At 60.9% G+C, this 20,550-nt stretch carries 16 protein-coding genes; 3 read left to right on the top strand and 13 right to left on the bottom strand.

The genetic code is table 11. From position 1 onward, the window contains the following. Nucleotides 1–32: 32 nt before the first annotated feature. The 11 genes from AC1ATL_RS08855 to AC1ATL_RS08805 all read right to left on the bottom strand — a co-directional run bounded on the left by AC1ATL_RS08855 (nucleotide 33) and on the right by AC1ATL_RS08805 (nucleotide 14,237). A complete protein-coding gene (locus tag AC1ATL_RS08855) occupies nucleotides 33–2,507 on the bottom strand; it encodes an HAD-IC family P-type ATPase (RefSeq protein ID WP_476569946.1) in 2,475 nt (824 codons plus the stop codon). A gap of 154 nt (nucleotides 2,508–2,661) precedes the next feature. Then, on the bottom strand, nucleotides 2,662–3,255 hold the full coding sequence (locus AC1ATL_RS08850) for a sugar ABC transporter substrate-binding protein (RefSeq protein WP_476569945.1): 594 nt from the start codon (nucleotides 3,253–3,255) through the stop codon (nucleotides 2,662–2,664). Beyond that, nucleotides 3,252–4,517 (bottom strand): class I SAM-dependent RNA methyltransferase, encoded by a 1,266-nt coding sequence (locus tag AC1ATL_RS08845; protein ID WP_476569944.1) that lies wholly within the window; start codon nucleotides 4,515–4,517, stop codon nucleotides 3,252–3,254. The genes AC1ATL_RS08850 and AC1ATL_RS08845 overlap by 4 nt, the downstream gene beginning before the upstream one ends. Then, nucleotides 4,517–5,260: a DUF3159 domain-containing protein gene (locus AC1ATL_RS08840; RefSeq protein WP_476569943.1), complete on the bottom strand. Its 744-nt coding sequence runs from the start codon at nucleotides 5,258–5,260 to the stop codon at nucleotides 4,517–4,519. The genes AC1ATL_RS08845 and AC1ATL_RS08840 overlap by 1 nt, the downstream gene beginning before the upstream one ends. Before the next feature lie 25 nt (nucleotides 5,261–5,285). Beyond that, complete coding sequence (locus tag AC1ATL_RS08835; RefSeq protein ID WP_476569942.1) at nucleotides 5,286–6,146, bottom strand: DUF3710 domain-containing protein; 861 nt, start codon at nucleotides 6,144–6,146, stop codon at nucleotides 5,286–5,288. A gap of 98 nt (nucleotides 6,147–6,244) precedes the next feature. Continuing rightward, on the bottom strand, nucleotides 6,245–7,105 hold the full coding sequence (locus tag AC1ATL_RS08830; protein ID WP_476569941.1) for an exodeoxyribonuclease III: 861 nt from the start codon (nucleotides 7,103–7,105) through the stop codon (nucleotides 6,245–6,247). A gap of 71 nt (nucleotides 7,106–7,176) precedes the next feature. Then, complete coding sequence (locus tag AC1ATL_RS08825) at nucleotides 7,177–9,186, bottom strand: dipeptide ABC transporter ATP-binding protein (RefSeq protein ID WP_476569940.1); 2,010 nt, start codon at nucleotides 9,184–9,186, stop codon at nucleotides 7,177–7,179. Nucleotides 9,187–9,204: 18 nt separating this feature from the next. Then, on the bottom strand, nucleotides 9,205–10,164 hold the full coding sequence (locus AC1ATL_RS08820) for an ABC transporter permease (RefSeq protein ID WP_476569939.1): 960 nt from the start codon (nucleotides 10,162–10,164) through the stop codon (nucleotides 9,205–9,207). Nucleotides 10,165–10,187: 23 nt separating this feature from the next. Then, nucleotides 10,188–11,114 carry an ABC transporter permease gene (locus AC1ATL_RS08815; protein WP_432622705.1) on the bottom strand — a complete coding sequence of 309 codons (927 nt, stop codon included), beginning with the start codon at nucleotides 11,112–11,114 and terminating at the stop codon, nucleotides 10,188–10,190. 261 nt (nucleotides 11,115–11,375) lie between these two features. Further along, nucleotides 11,376–13,010, bottom strand: a complete 1,635-nt coding sequence (locus AC1ATL_RS08810; RefSeq protein WP_476569938.1) for a peptide ABC transporter substrate-binding protein — start codon at nucleotides 13,008–13,010, stop codon at nucleotides 11,376–11,378. 300 nt (nucleotides 13,011–13,310) lie between these two features. After that, nucleotides 13,311–14,237: a tyrosine recombinase XerC gene (locus AC1ATL_RS08805; protein WP_476569937.1), complete on the bottom strand. Its 927-nt coding sequence runs from the start codon at nucleotides 14,235–14,237 to the stop codon at nucleotides 13,311–13,313. A gap of 150 nt (nucleotides 14,238–14,387) precedes the next feature. Here AC1ATL_RS08805 and AC1ATL_RS08800 point away from each other — a divergent pair, with 150 nt between their 5' ends. From AC1ATL_RS08800 to AC1ATL_RS08790, 3 genes are read left to right on the top strand one after another with little or no spacing between them, the layout of a single operon-like run. Then, nucleotides 14,388–15,209 carry an ABC transporter ATP-binding protein gene (locus AC1ATL_RS08800; RefSeq protein ID WP_432622699.1) on the top strand — a complete coding sequence of 274 codons (822 nt, stop codon included), beginning with the start codon at nucleotides 14,388–14,390 and terminating at the stop codon, nucleotides 15,207–15,209. After that, nucleotides 15,206–18,046, top strand: a complete 2,841-nt coding sequence (locus AC1ATL_RS08795) for an ABC transporter permease (RefSeq protein WP_476569936.1) — start codon at nucleotides 15,206–15,208, stop codon at nucleotides 18,044–18,046. The genes AC1ATL_RS08800 and AC1ATL_RS08795 overlap by 4 nt, the downstream gene beginning before the upstream one ends. 34 nt (nucleotides 18,047–18,080) lie before the next feature. After that, complete coding sequence (locus tag AC1ATL_RS08790; protein WP_476569935.1) at nucleotides 18,081–18,338, top strand: DUF6725 family protein; 258 nt, start codon at nucleotides 18,081–18,083, stop codon at nucleotides 18,336–18,338. Between the two features lie 137 nt (nucleotides 18,339–18,475). Here the strand turns inward: AC1ATL_RS08790 and AC1ATL_RS08785 are convergent, their stop codons facing one another. Further along, the gene (locus tag AC1ATL_RS08785) at nucleotides 18,476–19,513 is read right to left on the bottom strand and encodes a prephenate dehydrogenase (protein WP_476569934.1); all 1,038 of its coding nucleotides are present in this window, start codon (nucleotides 19,511–19,513) and stop codon (nucleotides 18,476–18,478) included. Next, on the bottom strand, nucleotides 19,510–20,490 hold the full coding sequence (locus AC1ATL_RS08780; RefSeq protein ID WP_476569933.1) for a prephenate dehydratase domain-containing protein: 981 nt from the start codon (nucleotides 20,488–20,490) through the stop codon (nucleotides 19,510–19,512). The genes AC1ATL_RS08785 and AC1ATL_RS08780 overlap by 4 nt, the downstream gene beginning before the upstream one ends. Between the last annotated feature and the right edge of the window lie 60 nt (nucleotides 20,491–20,550).

Genomic DNA, 20,550 nt, shown 5'->3' with positions numbered 1-20,550 from the left:
ATTATCCGTTTCAACGATACCGCGACGTCGTATCAGCTCTGGCGTGTCTTCTTGAAACGTGAGAAAATACCGACCATTTTCGGAACGCACCATAGGCACAGCACGAAGACGATGGCGGACAGGACAAGCGCGGCGAACGTCGCCATAAGCATTTCACCGGACGGCACCACGAGCGCGAAGAACCTCGCGACGAACGGAACGAACATGCCCGCCACACCTGCCGCCGCGAACGCCAGCACAAGCCCACCCCTCCACGAGTTGAGCGGCCGGGCCACTCGCGCCAGCACGAAGATGCCCATCATCAGCAGGATGATTGCGTTGACTCCGCGGAGCATGCCCAACTGCGAGGCGGACCGGCGGACGTCCCAACCCATGATCATCGGCAGAATCCAAGAATCGGCGAGAATCGCCAACGCCGTGGCTATGCCTCCGGGCAACGCGAACCGCACCACTCGTCCGAGGAATCCCGGAATGTAACGGCGTGTATTCGGCGCGAGCGCCAGAATGAACGCCGGCATGCCGATGGTCAGGGCGCCGATGTACGTGATATGGCGGGGCAGATACGGGAATGGGATCTGAGTCAGGACCACGCCGAGCGAAATCAGTGCGGAGTAGACGGTTTTGACGAGGAACAGGCTGGCCACACGTTCCATGTTGGCCATGACCTGACGTCCACGTGCCACCACGTCGGGAAGGTGCGAGAACTTCGAGTCGACAAGCACCACCTGCGCCACGGCTTTGGTGGCGGGTGCCGCGTTGCCCATCGCGATGCCCAGGTCGGCCTCTTTGATGGCGAGCGCGTCGTTCACGCCGTCGCCGGTCATCGCCACGACATGCTCCCCCAAGTGCAACGCTTGGACAATCGCCTTTTTCTGGTCCGGCAGCACGCGGCCGAGCACATCCACGTCCTCCAGCGTCCTCGCCAGCTCCGTGATATCGGATGGCAGTTCGCGCGCGTCCATGAAACGCGGCTCCACGTCTCCGGTAAGCCGCACTTTTCTTGCGATCGCGCCGACGGTGACGGGATTGTCGCCGGAGATGATGCGGCAGCGTACGCCCTGCTCGCGGAACCATGCGAGCGTCGCCTCGGCATCGTCTCGGATATGTTCGGAGCACAGCACCAGCGCGATCGGCCGCGAATCGGGGTCGATCGTGGGATCGCTTTCGTAATCGGCCGGAGCGGATCCGTCATGCCGTGCGATCAGCAGGACGCGGTTCCCGTCATTCGCGAAATCGTTGACCTGCTTGAGAACATCGGCGTAATCGCCCTGCAGATGGGATATGACGACTTCCGGCGCGCCCATCGTCCATACCGCGCTCCCGTCAAAAATCGAACTCCATTTGCGGGCCGACGAGAACGGCACACGCCCCCTGACAGCGCCCGCCGTGAAGCCCTGTTCGCCGAGTCCGGCGAGAATCGCCTGTCCTGTGCCGTTCGGCTGGCCTTCGTTCGACAGGTCGTACAGCGCCTGCTTTGTGGCGCGTGCGGCAGCCGTGCCGGCATCGGAACCATCCAGCATGCGCACTTCGTTGAGCATGATGCCACCGTCGGTGACGGTGCCGGTCTTGTCGAGGTTCAGACAGTCCACGCGTGCGAGGGTCTCCACGGATTCGAGCTCCTGCACGAGCGTGTTCTTGCGTGCCAGGCGGATGGCGGCGAGGGCGAAGTTGAGCGAGGTGAGCAGCACGAGGCCTTCGGGGATCATGCCGACCACGCCGGCCACCGCGGACACGACCGCGGAACGCCATTGTCCGGTGGCGACGGCGACGTTCCAGCCTCCGACGGCGTGCACCTGCGACCATATGAGCAGCACGCACAACGGCACGACGAGGAAGGTCATGAATTTGAGGATGGTGTTGATGCCCTTGTTGATGTCGGAGACGGTCTTCTTGTAGACCTTCGCCTGCGCGGTCAGGGTAGCGGCGTAGCTGTGGGCGCCGACCGCCGTGACGCGTGCCAAGGCCATGCCGGAAACCGCGGTGGAACCGGAGTAGATGTCATCGCCTTCGTTTTTGCGGACGGTGCGTGATTCGCCGGTGAGCATGGATTCGTCAAGTTCCAGCCCCCATGTGCGTATGATTTGCGCATCGGCGGGCACCTGTTCGCCGGAGCGGATCCACATGAGGTCGCCAAGCACGATCTCGTTGTGTGGAATCTCGACGTTTTCGCCGTCGCGCCGCACCAGATAGTCGGATGCGACGAGGATCGACAGCTTGTCGAGCGTATGCTTGGCCTTCAATTCGGTGACGATGCCGATTCCGGTGTTGATGAGTATGACGAAGCCGAAGACGGCGTCCTTCCATGAGCCGGTGATGAGCACCATGATCATGGCGGCGAAGATGATGCCGTTGAACAGAGTGAAGACGTTGGCCCGCACGATGTCGGCGAGCGAACGCGATGTGGAGGATTTGACGGCGTTGGTCTGCCCGCTTTCCGTAAGGACGGCGACTTCGGCGGCGGTGAGTCCCGTTTCGGCGGTCTCGGGCATGGATTGGCTTTCACTCATGTTGCCAGCCTACCGCCTTGGATTCCGCGTCCATGGGGTTTTCGCGCAACGCTCCGGCAAAATTCAGGGTTTTTTCAGGGAACATACAGCACCACGGCCTGAAACGATTGGTGGAGCGGTGGAATCGGACGGGACGAATCCCGCGTATATCAGTTCATTCGCGGGTTTTGCGATTCACGCTGGTGACGATGATCTCCCGGTCATGCGGATCGTTGTTGGCGATGGCGGCCACCACGTCGGCGAGCGGCTTGGCGTCCGTCATACGGTCGTTGGTTTTGAGCGTCGCCGCGAACAACGTGCTGTCGGTCGGTACGGAGATGGGGTCGAGTAATACGACCGGTATGCCGGCCTGCCTCGGCGCATCCAGCATCTCATACCAGCCGTCGTGGTTCGCGCCGGACGCGTCGATTCCTGCGATGACGATGATGTCGGCCATGCGTTGCGTCATGTCCTTGACGCTCTGCCGGGCGGTGTCCTGCGCGTCGACGGTTCCGGAGACGGGCAGGTAAATCGGTTTGAGACCGCCCGTCTTCAAAGCCTCCATGGCCATGCGGTCAGATTGGACGTCCTGCGACCCGACCACCGCCACGTTGAGACTGTTGCGATCCTTCGTGATATGGGATACCGCGTCATCTGCGGACTGCGTGTCCCCCACCGCCGCGTTGTACGGCGTGCAGGCGGACAGCGTGGAGGCGATGAAGACGGCCACGATGAGACCGGCGGCCGCACGTCTCACGGAACCGTTCACCGCGCGTCTTTCCTGAACAAAGCCACCGTCTCGACATGATGGGTGGACGGGTAGATATCGAAGGCCCGAATGTCGGCTAGAGCATACCCGAGTCGCGTCAGCGTGGCGGTGTCGCGTGCCAGCGAGGCCGGGTCGCAGGCGATGTACACGACTGCGCGTGCGCCGGAATCGGCGATCTGCCCGCATACCTTCGCACGTGCGCCGGCGCGTGGCGGATCGAGCACCACGACATCTGGTCTGGACAGGTCGCTGCGCACGTTGGCAAGCGTTTTGGCGACGTCGCCCGTGCGGGCGTCGACATTGCCCATATGAATGGCCCTGAGGTTGCGCTGCGCGTGTTTGACCGCGGTTTTTCCACCTTCGACGCTCAGCATGCGTACGCGTTCGGCGCTCAACGTGGCCAGCGGCAACGTGAACAGACCGGAGCCGGAATACAGGTCCCACAGGCATGCGGACGCAGCGCCGTCAAGCTCGCCGCGGACCAGGGACATCACGTGATTGGTCAATGCGATCGGCGCATGGCGGTGCATCTGCCAGAATCCGCCTGCGTCCACGCCGTATTCGAATTCGCGTCCGCAGACCGTGACCTTTTCGACGAGCTCGCGATTCCCCGAGGTCACCTCTCCGTTGACGAGAACGGCATAGTTTCCGGCGATTTCGGCACCGTTCCGCGGTTCGGGGACCGACAGACGAATCTGGGATCCGGGCGTGAAGCCGCCGTCCCACACGTGTTCCTTTTCGGCCACCTCAAGCAACGCCCGGCTGGCCAACGGCATGGTATCGATGGGCACACGCACGTGGGTGCCCCGCCTGCGCATGGATGGACGGCCTTCGTCGTCGGCGATCATCTCGATACGGGTACGCCAGTGCAAACCCCGCTCCGCCTCGTCCTCGGGCATACGCTCGATCGGCACCTCAACATCGACATGGCCAAGTCTTTTCATCTGATCGGCGATGGACGCGGCCTTCCATTTCAACTGGCCGGGAAGGGACACATGAACCAGATCGGCGCCGCCGACGCCGCCACCCATGGCAAGCGGGCCGGCTAACGGCCAGACCGGGTCGACACGGTCGTCACTGGCCTCCAGCACTTCCGCCACTTCGCCCGTCCAGAAACGATCCTCGCGGTCATGCGGCTCGTCCAACACCACACGGACCAACTCGCCAGGCAAAGCGAATCGCACGAACACAACCCGCCCATCGATGTGGCCGACGCAACGGCCCTGATCTGCATACCGTTCAATGCGGATGGTCGATTCCATCAGTGTCGTTCCTCCGTTTCGGATGTCTTCTCCGGCATGTTTTCGGACCGTTCCGCGGTCATCGCCTTATGCCGGTGCATGGGGGTGGCGACAATCAGATACGACACCCAAATCGCCAAAGCCCAGAACGGGATCCCCATCAGCAGACGCGCGGTGCCAAGCCAACCGACGTGGTTGCCCAGATACAACGGCACCTGCACCACCAATCGCAGGGAGAACACCCCTATCCACAATGCGGTGATGATCGTGTACGCGCGGTTCAGCGCCCGATCGCCCCGCCAATCGGCGAGCCATGCGCGGAAATGCTCGGTCGGCAACGTGCGGATGAATTCGATCACCAGACCAAGCCCCGGCACCCGGGCGATCAACGAGATCGTGAGCAACACGATGTAGAAGGCGTTGGTCAAGAAGCCGAACATATAGTAGTTGCGCGCCTCATGGCTGTTCCACGCCCAAATCAAGCAGATGCCGACGGCCAGCAGTCCGGAGACGGCTCCCATGACGGACTGCCGCTGACACAGGCGGACAATCACCTGCAATACGGCGAGCGCGGCGGATACGCCGATGGTCAGCTGCAGGTTGGATGTGATGACGAACATCACCACGAACACCACGCCCGGCAGCATCGATTCGACGACGCCGCGAGGACCGCCGATGGCGTCAATCACGGAGAAGTCGTCGGTGCCGCCGGCATCGGCGAGCGCACCGATGCCAGTGCGTTTTTTTGTGTCGGTTTCGCTCATGCTGTCGATTCCGTCGGTGCCGCCGTCAGCGTACTTCGGAGAACATCGGTCCACGGGACAGCGTGGTCTTGACCTCCACCTGCTGGTCGGAGTCGAACGGTCCCTTCGGCTGGCCCGGAATGTCCATCTTCTTGTCCGCGTTCTCGGCTTCGGTGGCTTCCTTGGCAGCCCTGCGTTCGGCGGGGGCGACCGGCGGATGCATCGGGATGAGGTCACGCGGGGCGAGCGGGTCCTCGCCGCGTTCCACGACGATGTTGGAGAAGAGCTGGTTCAGCGCCTTGGCCTCGTCGCCGTCCGGATCGGTGGCGGCCTTGCCGGAGAAGATGCCTCGCAGCATCCATCGCGGTCCGTCGACGCCGACGATTCGGGTGACCACTTTGCGGCCGCCTTTGACCACGACGGGCAGCGTCAGCTCGGTGCCGAACACGCCGTCGGCTTCTTTGGCGTCCTTGTTGGCTTCCAGCAGGTCGGCGCGGACATCGTCCCACAGACCGAGTGTCTTCGGTGCCGCGAAGGCTTCGATCTCCACGCTGGAGGAACCATAGGTGATGGTGGTGCCGAGGACCTGCTGGGTGGCGCGGTTGGCTTTCACGCGCAGTTCGATGCCCTGCAGGAACGGCAGATAGTAGGCGCCCATGTCGAGGTATTCGTCGTAATCGGGCACGTTCTCATCGTCGACGTCCCAAGGACCGCGCTCGTCGCCACGGCCGACATATTCGTCGGACGGTTCCGGCAGGACGATGTCACGAACGTCGATGGCGGTGGTCTCCGCTTCCCCTGCGGACGTTCCGTTGGCCTTGTCGTTCTCTTCGGCGGCGGTTTCAGCAGCTTCCTCGCGCTGACGCTTCTTCTTGCCGAATCCAAACAGTCCCATGATGTTCCTCATTTCATTACGGTTGCAACCGTGACTAGCCTAGCACCCATGCTTAATATGGGCTGGGAGCCGGGGTGTGATGTTCCGCATGCGTATCCCGACCCGTCCGCTCACACGTCGTAGGTGATGCTCAGCGGCGCATGGTCCGACCAGCGCGAATCGTAGGTCGGCGCCTTGTCGATGACGAATCCGCGGGCCGATTCGGCGAGTTCGGGCGTGGCGAACTGGTAATCGATCCTCCATCCGACGTTGTTGTCGAAGGCACGTCCACGCTGGCTCCACCACGTGTACGGACCCTGGATGTCACCGGACAGCGAACGCATCACGTCCACGAATTCCAATTCACCCAGCCATTTGTCCACGTAGGCGCGTTCCTCGGGAAGAAACCCAGCGTGTTTCTCGTTGGCTTTCGCGTTTTTGATGTCGAGCGGCGTGTGCGCGATGTTGAAATCGCCACACAATACAGACTGTCGTCCGCCGTGGGCGGCCTCGTCGCGCAATTCTCCCATGCGGTCCAGCATGGTGTCGAGGAAGCGGTACTTCTGCCTCATTTTCTCCGGATCGTCGGTGTTGCCCGCATGCACGTACACGCATACGACGGTGATGACATAGCCTTGCGGCGTTTTGACGTCCGCCTCGATCCACCGTCCGGAATCGACGTCTTCCTCGAGGCCCGGAAGACCGTATCGTTTGTTGACCACGGGCAGGGCCGACAGCAGGCCGACGCCGGCGCGCCCCTTGATGCGGCAGATCTCATTCATGCGGTCAAGTCCGCTTTGGTCATCGATACGGCCGGCAGCCGCGTATTCAAAGCCGAATTCGTCAAAGATGGGGTCGATCTCGCTTTGCGGGGCGCGCACCTCCTGCATGCACCACACGTCCGGCGTGTTCTTCGCGGCCCACTGCTCGATACCTTTACGTTTCGCCGCGCGGATTCCATTCACATTCGAAGTCGTGATCGTGATCGTCATAGCGTCCTAGCCTAGCCCGAATACAAGAGAACCTCCCTCATGACGAGGGAGGTTCTCCGGATGGCAAACGGTCAGTCGAGTCCGAGCTGCAGTTTGCCGCCCGGGATGGCGTCCAGCAGATCGCGGGTGTATTGCTTCTTCGGATGGTCGAAGACCTCGTCGGTGGTGGCATGTTCCACGAGTTTGCCGTGCTGCATGACCACAACCTCATCGGCGATCTGGCGGACGACCGCCAGATCATGGGTGATGAACAGGTAGCTCAGTCCACGTTCGGCCTGCAGGTCGTTGAGCAGGCGAAGCACCTGATCCTGGACAAGCACGTCCAATGCCGAAACGGCCTCGTCGCAGACAATCACATCCGGGTCAAGCGCCATGGCTCGCGCGATGGCGATGCGCTGACGCTGGCCGCCGGATAGCTCGTTCGGATAACGGCCCATCACGGATTCCGGAAGTTCCACCATGTCGATCAGCTCACGCACGCGCTTGGCACGGCTCTTCTTGTCACCGATGCCGTGGATGCGCAGCGGCTCCTCGATGGAACGGTAGATGGAGTACATCGGGTCGAGCGAACCATAGGGGTTCTGGAACACCGGCTGCACGTGGCGGCGGAAGTCCAGCAGGTCCTTCGCCTTGAACTCGGAGGTGTCGCGGCCCTGATAGAACACTTTGCCGGAGGTGGGCTCCAACAGGTGGAGCACCATGTTCGCCACGGTGGATTTGCCCGAACCGGACTCGCCCACGATGGCCAGCGTCGTGCCCTTCTTCAGTGAGAAGCTCACGTCGTCGACGGCCTTGAACATCTCCTTCTTGCGCGGCAGCTTGAATTCCTTGGTGAGATGGTCCACGGTGATGATGGGCTCGCCCTTCTTGAGCGAGGCCTCGTTGACCGTATGCTCCATCACGGTCTTGGCGTCACCGCCATGCTCCTTGACGGAGATGATGCGCTGCGACGCAAGGGACGGCGCGGCGGCCACCAGACGCTTCGTGTATGGATGCTGCGGATGCTGCAGCACCTCCAACGACGGACCGGACTCGACGACCTGGCCCTTGTACATCACGACGATGTGCTGGGCGCGCTCGGCGGCGAGGCCCAGATCATGGGTGATGAACAGCACTGCGGTGCCTAGGGAGTCGGTGAGCATGTGCAGATGGTCGAGGATCTTCTTCTGCACGGTCACGTCGAGAGCCGACGTAGGCTCATCGGCGATCAGCAGTTCCGGGCGGCATGCCAAGCCGATGGCAATCAGCGCACGCTGACGCATACCACCGGAGAATTCATGCGGGAACTGGCGCGCACGAGTGGCGGCATCGGGCAGACCGGCCTCGGACAGCAGCCCGGCGATACGATCGTCCATGGTGGAGCCGACCACGTACTTCTTGGCGATGCTCCACGCGTCATCGTCCTTCACCCCAGCCTTGATCAGGCCGTCGGCCACGCGCCAACGGGTTTCGGATCCCGGGACCCACTCATCGCTGAAGCGCGCCATGGCCGCATCGAGATCGTCACCGGACAGGCCAACACCGCTCAGCGCCTCCTTGGCCGCCGCAAGCAGCTCCGGAAGCTCCTTGGAACAGAGGAAGGTCTCATCGTCGTTGCCTTTGAGCTCGACCTCATCACCGGCCAAAGCCTTGGCCAACGACGAACGCTTCTCATGGTCGATGTCCATGTTGTTGGCGACCAGAGCCTCCTTCACCTGGGTGCCGATACGCCACACCGGATTGAGGTTGCTCATGGGGTCCTGCGGCACCAAACCCATCTTGGAGCCGCGCAGCTTGTCGTATTCCTTCTGCTTGAGGCCGGAAATCTCCTGACCATTGAGCTTGATGGAACCGCCGACCACATGGCCGGTTCCGGGCAGCAAGCCGAGCACGGCCATGGCGGAAGTGGATTTGCCTGAACCGGACTCACCCACGATGGCCACCCACTGTCCCGGGTAGACGCTGAAGGAGGAGTTGCGCACGGCATGCACCGCGTGACCGGTATCGGTCGTGAAATCGACTTGGAGGTTCTTGACCTCCAGAAGCGGCCCTTGGGCGCGCTGCATGGCTTCGAGCTTATCTTCGGTATTCATTTCAGTCATCGAATTCCTCACTTACTCTCAGGCCGTGCGGCTCTTCGGATCAAGCGCGTCCTTGACAGCATCACCCATCATGATGAATGCCAGAACGGTGATTGCCAACGCGACGGACGGGTAGAACAACACCATCGGGTCGGAACGCAGCAGGGACTGCGCGCTGGAAATGTCACCGCCCCAGCTGACGGTGGTGGTCGGCAGACCGATGCCAAGGAAGCTCAGCGTGGCCTCAGACACGATGTAGGAACCGAGGGAGGTGGTGCCCACCACAATGATGGGGGCCAGCGAATTCGGCAGGATGTGACGGAACAGGTTACGCATCGGAGTCGATCCCAACGCGGTCGAGGCGGTGTTGAACTCCAAGTTCTTCGATTCCATCACCGCGCCGCGAGCGATACGCGCCGTGCTGACCCAACCGAACAGAGCCAGCACCAGAACGACCTTCCAGATAGAGGAATTGGTGCGGAACATCTGCAGCACGACGATGGCGCCCAGCAGCATCGGCAACGCCATGAAGATATCGATGATGCGGCTCAGCAGCGCATCCACCCAACCGCCGAAGAAGCCGGCGATCGCACCGATCAGCGTGCCTACCAACACCACCAGCAGGGTGGACAGGATGCCCACGCTCAACGATGTACGCGTGCCATAGACCACGCGGGTGTACACGTCGCAGCCCTGCACGTCGAATCCGAACGGGTGGCCGGCGGACGCCGGTTCGAGGGAATGCTCCAACGTGCAGTAATTCGGGTCCTGCTTGGTGAACACGCCGGGGAACAACGCCACGAACACGATGAACACGATCAGCAAGCCGGAAATGATGAACAACGGATTCCTCCGCAGCGTTCGCCACGCGTCCGCCCACATGCTTGTGGCGGGCACGGAATCGTCGACGTTGTCGACGGTCTGCAACGGCGTCTCCTCAATGGGAGCGACATAACGTTCCTGCCCTGGAAGGGCGGTCATCTTGGTCTCATCAGTCATGATAGTTTACGACTCCTCCCCCGTCACGCGTAACGGATGCGCGGATCAAGCGCGGCGTACAGCAAATCGACCAGCAGGTTGCAGACCACGAAAATCAGCGTCAGCAACGTCACGACGGACACCACGACATTGGCCTCGCCCTTGAGAATGCTCTGATAGGTCAGGAATCCCACGCCGTGGATGTTGAAGATCTGCTCCGTGATCATGGCGCCGCCCATCAGCGCGCCCAAATCCTGGCCGAGGTACGTGACGACGGGGATCATCGAATTACGCAGGACGTGGCGCAGCATGACGGATTTGTTGCTCATGCCCTTGGCACGCGCGGTACGCACGTAGTCCTCGGAGATATTGGAAGAGATCTCGGTACGGGACAGTCTGATGATGTAGGCCATGGAAACCGAGCCAAGCACCATCGCGGGCATCAGCAAATCGAAGAATCCGGGATTGGCGCCGGCGGTGACCGGCAGAATGCGCCACTTGACACCAAGGAAATACTGTCCAAGGAAACCGGTGACGAAGGTCGGAACGGAAATCAGCAGCAACGAGACAATCAGGATCACGGAATCGTACCACTTGCCCTTTTTCAGGCCGGCGATCACACCGAATACGACACCGAACACGGCCTCGAACACGAAAGCCATCAAACCGAGCTTGATGGTGACCGGGAACGCGCTTGCGATCTCGTCGATGACCGGCTGGCCGGAGAACGTCTGACCGAAGTTCAGCGTCAACGCGTTCTTCAGAAACAGCAGGTACTGGATGATGAACGGTTTGTCGAGATTGTACTCGGCACGAATCTGCATCTCCACAGCATGGTTGACGGGCTTGTCTCCGAACATGGCCTTGACCGGGTCTCCCGGAAGGGCGAAAACAAGAGCATACACCAACAACGTTGTGCCGAGAACCACTGGAATCATCTGCAGAATGCGGCGCAGAAGATATTTGCCCATTTCTGGTTGCTCCTTATTCCATTCCATATTCCGGCCGGACGCCAGCTCTTACTGGCATGAGTAGAGGAACCCCACCGGAATCAAATACACGTAAGTTTACCGCAATGACGGACTTATGTGTTGCGGTAGCCTAGACGAAAGGCTGAAATTCATTTCTTTTTCTGAAACTTTAAGGCGATTTGCCCAATAAAAAAGGGAAACGGGACGAGCCCGTCTCCCTTATCCAGAATCCTTACGATTGGTCGAAACCTATCGCAGCACTCACTTGGTGAGTTCGGTGTAGACCGGCAGGTTCTGCCAATCCATCTCGAAGCCCTTCACACCAGTGGCAGCGACACCATTGGCGTTGGAGTAATACAGCGGGAAGGCAGGAAGCTCCTTGAGCAGGAGCTCCTGGGCCTGCTGGTAGATCTTGTTGGCCTCATCGGTGCTCTTCGCGGCGGAAGCCTCGGAGCACAGCTTGTCGAACTCGGCGTTCTTGTAGTCGCCATCGTTCGAACCATTGCCGTCGGCCGCGGCGGAGTCGTACAGCTGGTAGAGGTAGTTCTCCGGGGACGGATAGTCCGGCTGCCAGCCAGTACGGAACGCGCCCTTGATGGAACGGTTGGTGATATCGTCACGGAATTCCTGGAAGGTCGGAATCGGGTTGGTGGCCACGTCGATGCCCAAGGTGTTCTTCACGGAGTTCACCACGGCATCGTAGATCGGCTTCGCACCGCCATCGGCGTTGTATGCGAAGGTGAGCTTGCCGTCATAGTGGGAGATGGCCTCAGCCTTGGCCCACAGTTCCTTGGCCTTCTTCGGATTGTACTTCAGGTTCTCGCTGCCCTTGAGGGAAGCGGAGTAGCCCGGGGTGAGCGGGGAGGTGAATTCGACGGCCGGGGTGCCCAGACCATTGAGCACCTTCTTGCAGATGGCGCTGCGGTCGATGGCCATGGACAGCGCCTGGCGACGGAGCTGGCCTTCCTCGGTGTTGGTCTGCCAGTGCTCCAGCGATGCCGGGATGGTGAACGTCTGGCTCACGGAGCCGGCCTTGTTGTAAGACTGGACGGAGGAATCGGACTTGAAGGTCTTGGACGCGGAAGCCGGGATGGTGTGCATCACGTCGAGGTTGCCGGCCTGGATGTCGGCGTATGCGGCCTCGTCATCGGTGTAGACCTTGAAGGTCACGCCGTCGTTCTTGGCCACGTCGTTGCCCTTGTAGTCGGGGTTCTTGACGAGCTGGATCTCCTTGTTGTGGCTCCAGGACTGGAACTTGTACGGACCGTTGCTGACCGGCTTCTCACCAAAGGCCTTCGGATCCTTGTAGAAGGATTCCGGCAGCGGAGCGAAAGCGAGGTAGCCGATCTTGATGGCGAACACGGAGTCAGACTGGTTCAGATCGACGGTGAACTCGTGGTCGTTGACGACTTTGAGACCCTCGAGTTGTTCGTCACCCTTGAGGCTCTTGGCGTCCTGCAGCTTGTCATAGCCCTTGATGGTGGAGAAGAACGAGGTGCACTTCTGCGCGTTCTTGGCGTTGGCCACATAGCTCCAGGCCTTGGTGAAGGATTCGGCGGTCACCGGAGTACCATCGGTGAACTTCCAGCCGTCCTTGAGCTTGATGTCGAAGTGGGTGGCATCGTCATTGGACTTGATGGAATCGGCCACTTCATTCTTCGCGTTGCCCTTCGCGTCGAAGGAAATCAGACGTGCGAACAGCAGGTCTCCAGGAATACCGCCGCCGGTTTCATTGGTGCTGCCCGGGATGAGCGGGTTCTGCGGTTCGGAATTGTAGGCGGTGATGATGTCCTTGCCGCCATCCGAAGAAGCAGAATTGTTCGAGGAGCCGCAGCCGCTGAGCAGCATGCCGAATGCGCATGCCGTGGCGACGAGAGCCAACGCTTTCCTCTTCATAGAATCATTCTCCTTATTCATTGAAATACTGGGGCGCATGCCCCTGCGCACAGCAGAAGTGGGTTGGATGCCGCAGCACCAATACCCCCTTATGTCTGCTCACGGAGTATCATTATCACTTATTTGAGGGACAAAGGCAATTCGTCACAAAAAATGGCTCCAAACGATGACGCGACGGAACATCATCAGCCGCGATATTTTCGTGCCACTGCATTCCGTATATCCCGCGAAAATCACCCCGGTGTACGGGGATGCATGACGTCTGTTCGCGGATGGCGAAAATACTGGATGGCATCATCATCAAGCCCGGGGGAACGCCTGCCCATACCGTGCCTTCAGCTGTTCGATGGAGACATGTGTGTATCGTTGCGTGGTTTTAAGCGAGGAATGTCCCAGCATCTCCTGCACCTCACGCAAATCGGCGCCACCGTCGAGCATGTGTGTCGCGGCGCTGTGACGCAACGCATGGGGAGCAATGTCCGGAACGCCCGCCTCACTGGCCCGGTCATGCACCACATCACGCACCATGCGCTGGCCAATCCGGCCGCCCCGCAATCCCAAGAAAAGCGCTTCGGCGGAACCTTTTCCGGCCAATGCCGGACGACCATGCTCCAACCAAGCGCGCAACGCCCTGTCCGCCGGCGCGCCGAACGGCATGACGCGCTGCTTGCTCCCCTTGCCCATAACCTTCACCGTACGGTTGCCGAACGCGACATCAGCCACGTCAAGCCCGACCAATTCCGCCACACGCATGCCGGTGGCATACAGCAATTCCAGCATGGCCGCATCCCGCAGCTCGACGGCCCGCCGCTTCGCGTCCGGTTCCTGCGACAGCGCCTCCGCGCCATCCTCGTCCACACGTTCCATCAGACGCTCCGCCTGCGATTCGTTCAGCACAGTTGGAAGCACGTCGGGAATTTTCGGCGTCCGCAGCATCGCCGCGGGATCGACAGCCGTCACACCATGATCATGAGCCCATGCGAAGAACCCCCGAACCGCCACTGTCTTACGTGCCATGCTGCTGCGAGCATGGTCTTTGGAGGAATCAGACAGCCATACGCGCAGGTCCTCGATGGAGACCTCGTTCAAATCCTCGCAACCATGCTTTTCCAGCGTGGACAGGCATTCATTGATATCGCTCCTATATGCTTTGCGCGTATTCTCGCTCAGCCCACGATTGGCCCTCAGATACGCATCGAACCCGTCCAACGCCTCTTCGAAACGCATGACGCATCAACCTTCCAGCCAACGGAACCAGGCATCGTCCGTAATACCGCGAGCATTACGAGGACGATGATCTTGGAACAATCCGCTTCCATTATGCCCCGAACCGATAGACTTACATTGATTAGGCATTCCTTATGAATAGGCGGTAGCATGGCTCGTCATACCTTCCATGACACACAGCACACGACGGACAAGACCCCCGATGATGGGATTGTGGCCCGCGCCATCGACCTGACCAAGGTCTATGGCTCCAAAGACAACGAAGTGACGGCATTGAACCACGTGAACGTTGAGTTCAAACGTGGCGAAATGACCGCCATCATGGGCCCGTCCGGTTCGGGCAAATCGACGCTCATGCATTGCATGGCCGGGCTCGACACCCCCTCTTCCGGCAGGGTAATCGTGGAGGGACTTGAGGTCTCCTCGATGAACCAGAAGCAGCTGACGGACCTGCGACGGAACCAGATCGGGTTCATCTTCCAATCGTTCAATCTGGTGCCGACGCTGTCCGCCGAGGAGAACATCCTCCTGCCGCTGCAGATCGCCAAACGACCGATCGACCGCGACTGGTTCAACCAAGTGGTCAAGGTGGTCGGCTTGGAGAAGCGTCTCTCCCACCGTCCTAGTCAGCTTTCCGGCGGCCAGCAGCAGCGCGTGGCCTGCGCCCGCGCCATCATGGCGCGTCCATCCGTGATCTTCGCCGACGAGCCGACCGGCAACCTCGATTCCCGTTCCAGCCGGGAGGTGCTCGGCTTCCTGCGCGACTCGGTGCGCGACTATGGACAGTCGATCGTCATGGTCACCCACGACCCGCGAGCGGCCTCCTTCGCTGACCGTGTGCTGGTGCTCGCCGACGGCAACATCACCCGTGATATGCCACATCCGACGTACGACGAGATTCTCGAGGTGTTCGCGGGCGACGATGACGCGGATGCCGTCTCCCCGACGGAGACGGAGGGCAAGCAGGCATGATTCGCATAGGATTGCGCGACGCGCGCAGCCATTTCGGCCGCTTCATCATGTCGATCGTGGCCATCGCGCTCGGCGTGAGCTTCGTGGTCGGCTCGTTCTGCTTCCGAGAAATGCTCGACAACCAGGTCTCGCAGATGATGTCCACCAATGCGGACCACGACGTGTACGTACGGGGCTCGCAGGAGAAGAAAAGCTCATCGGCGATGTCCATGGGCTCCACGAAAAGCTACAACGCCATCGACGCCGATCTGGCGGACGACATAGCCAAAATCGACGGCGTCTCCTCGGCGCACGTGATGTATGGACTGTCCGGTGTGGTGCTTCTTGACAAGCACGGCGATGCTGTGACCACCGTCGGATCCCCCACCGTGGCCATGGGCATGGGCAAGTCAGAGCCTTGGCGGTCCGCGAAATTCACCGCCGGAACCTGGCCGAAGAACGGCGATGAGATCGCCTTGCATTCCTTCGCCGCCGAACAGTCGAAGCTGAAAGTCGGCGACAAGACGAAAATCGTTTACGCCGACGGAGCACGTGACGTGACCGTCAGCGGCATCTTCACCACCGATGCCAGCCAAGCGGGCGCCATCATCATCGCCATCAACCCGGCCACGGCCAAGGAGAAGGCGAATCAGCAATCCGATGACCCCGACAAGGCGTCCCTCATCAGCGTCTACGGCAACACCACCACGCCGTTGACCGCCGAACAGCAGCAACAGCTGGCCGACCGCATCAACCGGAAGCTGCCGAAATCGGCGAAGGCCCATGCCGTCACCGGCGACGCATACCGTGATGAATCCACCAAATCCACGCAGGACGCGCTTGGCTTCATCCAGCCGCTGATCCTCATATTCGCGGTGATCGCGCTGTTTGTAGGCTCGTTCATCATCGCCAACACCTTCTCGATGATCGTCCGTGAATCGATGCGCGGCTACGCGCTGCTGCGCTCCATCGGCGCCTCTCCTCTGCAAGTGTTCACCACGGTGATCGTACAGGCGGTCCTGCTGGGACTGGTCGGATCGGTCGCGGGAATCGCGCTCGGCTGGGGCATGGTCAAACTCATCGCATCGGGCCTGTCAAACATGGGAATGCCATTGACGGGAGCCACCGACCCATCCGTCTCCGACATGCTCATCGGACTGCTGGTCGGACTCGTGGTGACACTGATCGGAGCGGCACTGCCGGCACGCAACGCGGCGCTCGCACCGCCCATCCAAGCGATGAACGAGACCGTGAATCCGGAGAAACCGGTGCGCGCCCGTGGCATCATCGGCACCGTCATGGTGATCCTCGGATTCCTGTGCTGGGCGTTCACCTGCGCTCTGGCGGGATCCGACGGCAATGGCCCCACGCCATGGAAGGCCGTCAACGACATCTCCGTGGGCTGGCCGCTTGGCATCGGCGCCGCCTTGGCCGTGATCGGCGTGATCGTGGCTGGACCGGCGTACGTGTCCCCCGCGGGCACGGTGCTTGGCTGGCTGCCGTCGAAGATTTTCACGGTGACGGGACGTCTCGCCCAGCGCAACATCTCCCGGTCGAAGAGGCGCACGTCCAACACCGCGGCCGCGCTGTTCGTGGGCGTGGCGATCGTGAGCTGTCTGGGCGTGGTGGCCACGTCGGCGAAGGCATCGGTCAATTCGCTGATCGATACCGGACTCAAAGCCGATTTCGCCATATCGTCGGCATCGGGCGGACGCATTCCCGACCAGGCGATCAAGGACATCGAAAACGTCGACGGCGTCAAACACGTGGTGTCGAACCGTGTGGTACTTGGCGTGAAATACGATGGCAAGTCCATTTCCGGGTTCACGTTCGCGACGCAACCGGAACTGTTCACCAAGATATTCGCCGCCGAAACCACCGAAGGCGACGCCGTATCCGCGTTGAAGGACGGCAAGCTGCTTGTCGGCAAAACCATCGCGGACGACCGCGGATGGCATGTGGGGCAGAAGGTCAAGGTCACCGCAGAAAACACGGTAGTCGACGAGCAGGCCACCGCCAAGGCGCAGGCCGATTACCAGGCCAAGGTGAAGGCGCATGCGCAGGAACTGCAGACGCAGGCCCAACAGCTGGCAGCCTCCGGCGATCTGGCCGGAGCGCAGGCCAAGGCCAAGGAAATCGAGCAATACACGGCCAAGGCCAAGAACGTCGACCCGAAGACACTGATCAAAACGAAGAAGGTCAATACCAAGAAGACATTGACCATCGGCGCGATCGTGTCGAATTCCGTGTACCGCGATTTCGCGATCATCAACGACGACCTGGCCGAACAGATCGGCAACAAGCAGACCATGTTCGTCATGCAGGCTTATGTCACCGACAGGAAGGGCTCCGACACGGCCCAGGTGAAGAAGGCCATCAAGAAGGCCGTCAAGAAGTACTACACGATCTCCGTGTTCGATCGAGACGAGTACAAATCCACCATGAGCTCGATGATCAACCAGATGCTCATGATCCTGTACGCGCTGTTGGCGCTGTCGATCATCATCGCGATCTTCGGCATCGTCAACACTTTGGCGTTGAGCGTTTCGGAACGCACCAAGGAGATAGGCCTTCTGCGTGCCATCGGCACATCCCGCGGACAGGTGCGTGGCATGCTGGGCATCGAGGCTGCGATCATCTCCGTGTTTGGCACGGTGATGGGACTTGTCGTCGGCGTCGCGGCGGGCGTGGTGATCCGCGCGGTCTACGCTTCCGAAGGATTGGAGACGTTGGCCATTCCTTGGCAGCAGCTTCTGGTGTTCCTGCTGCTTTCGATTGTGGTGGGCCTGGTTTCCAGCATCTCCCCCGCCTCCCGTGCGTTGAGGCAACCCGTGCTTGACGCCGTGGCGAGCGAGTGAGACAGTTGGAACGGAACACCGAAAGGAGGCGGCAATGCCCATTCCCCATGAGATTCCAGTAGGAGCACGCATCGTGGCGCGTACTCTGGAAGGCGTCGATCCGGTCGACCACCGCATGAAATTCCGCGATTACGTGGGACACGTGCGTTCCTGGGACGGCCAGAAGCTGGAAATGATGCGTGATGCGGCGGCGAACGGCTCGCGACCCGAACAACGCGTCACCATCCCGGCCGACGCGATCGTGACGATCAAGCCGGTGCCGGAACGCTCCATGACACGTCCACGGCCATAGCGGAAACGCCGTGGAGACAAAAGACGGACGCTGCCGATCACAGCATTTCCAGTGATTGGCAGCGTCCGTCTTTTTTATATGATTCCTACGATTCTTCTATGAAACGTCGGTTGCAAAACGTTGTCGTGGAATCGCCGTCACACGGCGGAACGCACTTCGACGATGACGTCATGATCCCCTTCGAACCGCACGATATGCTCGCCTCTGCGAGCGGATTCCAGCAGCGTGCGCCGCCAATCGTCTTCGGGAATCGCAAACCTGATCTTTTCGCACCGTTCGGCGTAATCCGGTTGCTTGACGGCTGCCTTGTAATCGCGGAACGGCTGTCCTTGCGCGAAGAAGCGGTCCATCTGCCTCACGTCGCCTTCGGTCGGTCTGACATTGGCGTCGGCCATGTCATGCAGCACATTGGCCACCAACGTCAGTCTATTGGCCATGTCGCGCAGCAGTGTTTCCACGTTGGCCGCGTCCTCCTCGACCATCGCACGCGTACGGTTCGGGTCGGTCAACGCCACACGGGTCATGTCGCGCCAGGATCCAGCGGCGAGCGCCGCCGCAATGTTGCGGTTCGGATTGGCCACCAGCTCGTTGATCATGGCGGTGGCGACGACGTGCGGCATATGCGAGATGAGCGCGGCGCACCGGTCATGCGTGGCGTCGTCGAGCACGATGAGCCGGTTACCGCATCTGTTCACGATCATGTCGGCTACGGCGAGGAATCGGCGGTATTCGGTGTTGTCGTCCACGGTGATGGCCCAGAGGGCGCCGTCGTACAGCTTGGGATCGGACGCCTCCCATCCCGACAGTTCATTGCCGGCCATAGGATGCGCGCCGACATAGCATCCGTCGAGTCCCACTGCCTTGACCTGGTCGCGGACCATGCCTTTGACGCTGCCCACGTCGGTGAGCGTGGTCGTTTCTGGATCGATGAGCGGTTTCAACGCGCCGAGGATCTGGGGCATGGCTTTGAGTGGATTGCACAATACCAGCACGTCCGGATTCGCTCCGGCGAGCGCCGCCAACGTGGGTTTGCATATGATGCCATCGGCTTCGGCCGTGGCATAGGGGCGATCGTTGTGGTTCCATGCGATCACTTCGCAGCCGGCGTTCACAAGCCGACGTGCCAGCGATCCTCCGATCAGGCCGAGTCCTACGATTGCGATGCGCGGCTTCACCACATCAGCTCCCTTCCAGCGGTTTCACTATTCTGCCAATGGTCCGGCAGATGCCTGTCATCCAGCCGCACGCCGCCTTGGGGCAGCATCCATGATGTGACAGGCGGGTTGGGTCGTTCCCTGCGCGGGTATACGGCAAGCGTCTTGGCCCAGTCTCCATGTTCCGCGATTTCCACGAGCGCGTCACGGAAACGCCGCTCCCAAGGGGCCGCATCGAGGGTCGCGATGAAGCTGTATGTGCCGGTACGCCCTTTGATGGGCCGTGAGATGAAACTGGTCATGTTGAGTCCCGCGTCGCGAATCACGTCGAGCAAGTCGGCGAGCACGCCCGGACCGGTGGCCAGTGGGATGAGGGCAAGCACTGATTCGTATTCGATATCCGATTCGGCGCGCGATTCATCGAGCAGGCGTGCGGCTTCCGCACGCGGCGCGAGCACAAGGAAGTCCGTGGCTGCGCCTTGGTAGTCCTGAACGGAGGTCCCGATGCGGGTGATATCGTACAGTTCTCCGCAGATGGCCGGTCCGAAGGCGATTTCGCCCGCTTTGAGATCCCTGCAGGCGGCCGCGTTGGATGAGGCCGGGCGTGCCGTGAGATGGCGGTCGGCGATGAACCGCTTGCATTGCGCAAGCCCGTGCGGATGGGCGGTGGCCACATGAGCCGTATCGGAATCGGACCCTTGCGCCACGTAGGCGTCGAACGATACGTTCACGCCGATGCGGGCGAATCCGACGAGGTCCCTCGCGTCGATCAGCGCATCGAGGTTGGGCACGACATAGCCTTCGACGTTGTTCTCCCATGCCACGACACCCCAACCGTCGCCACGTTGCGCGGCGTCGAGAATCTGTGGCACGTCGTCCATGGGCACCAGCTCGAAGCCGTGCGGCTCAAGACGGGCCAGCAATTCGGAGGCATCGACCGCCGCCTGATGCGTGAAAGTGCCCTGAGGGCCCAGATAGAACAGCTTTCGTGCGCTCATTGACGCCTTCGCCTCCTTGTAGGTCATCTATGCACCTTACCGCATCCTTGGGGCGTGCGA

This window comes from Bifidobacterium sp. LH_743 (assembly GCF_056355775.1).
This window is presented reverse-complemented; position numbering and strand designations above follow the sequence as displayed.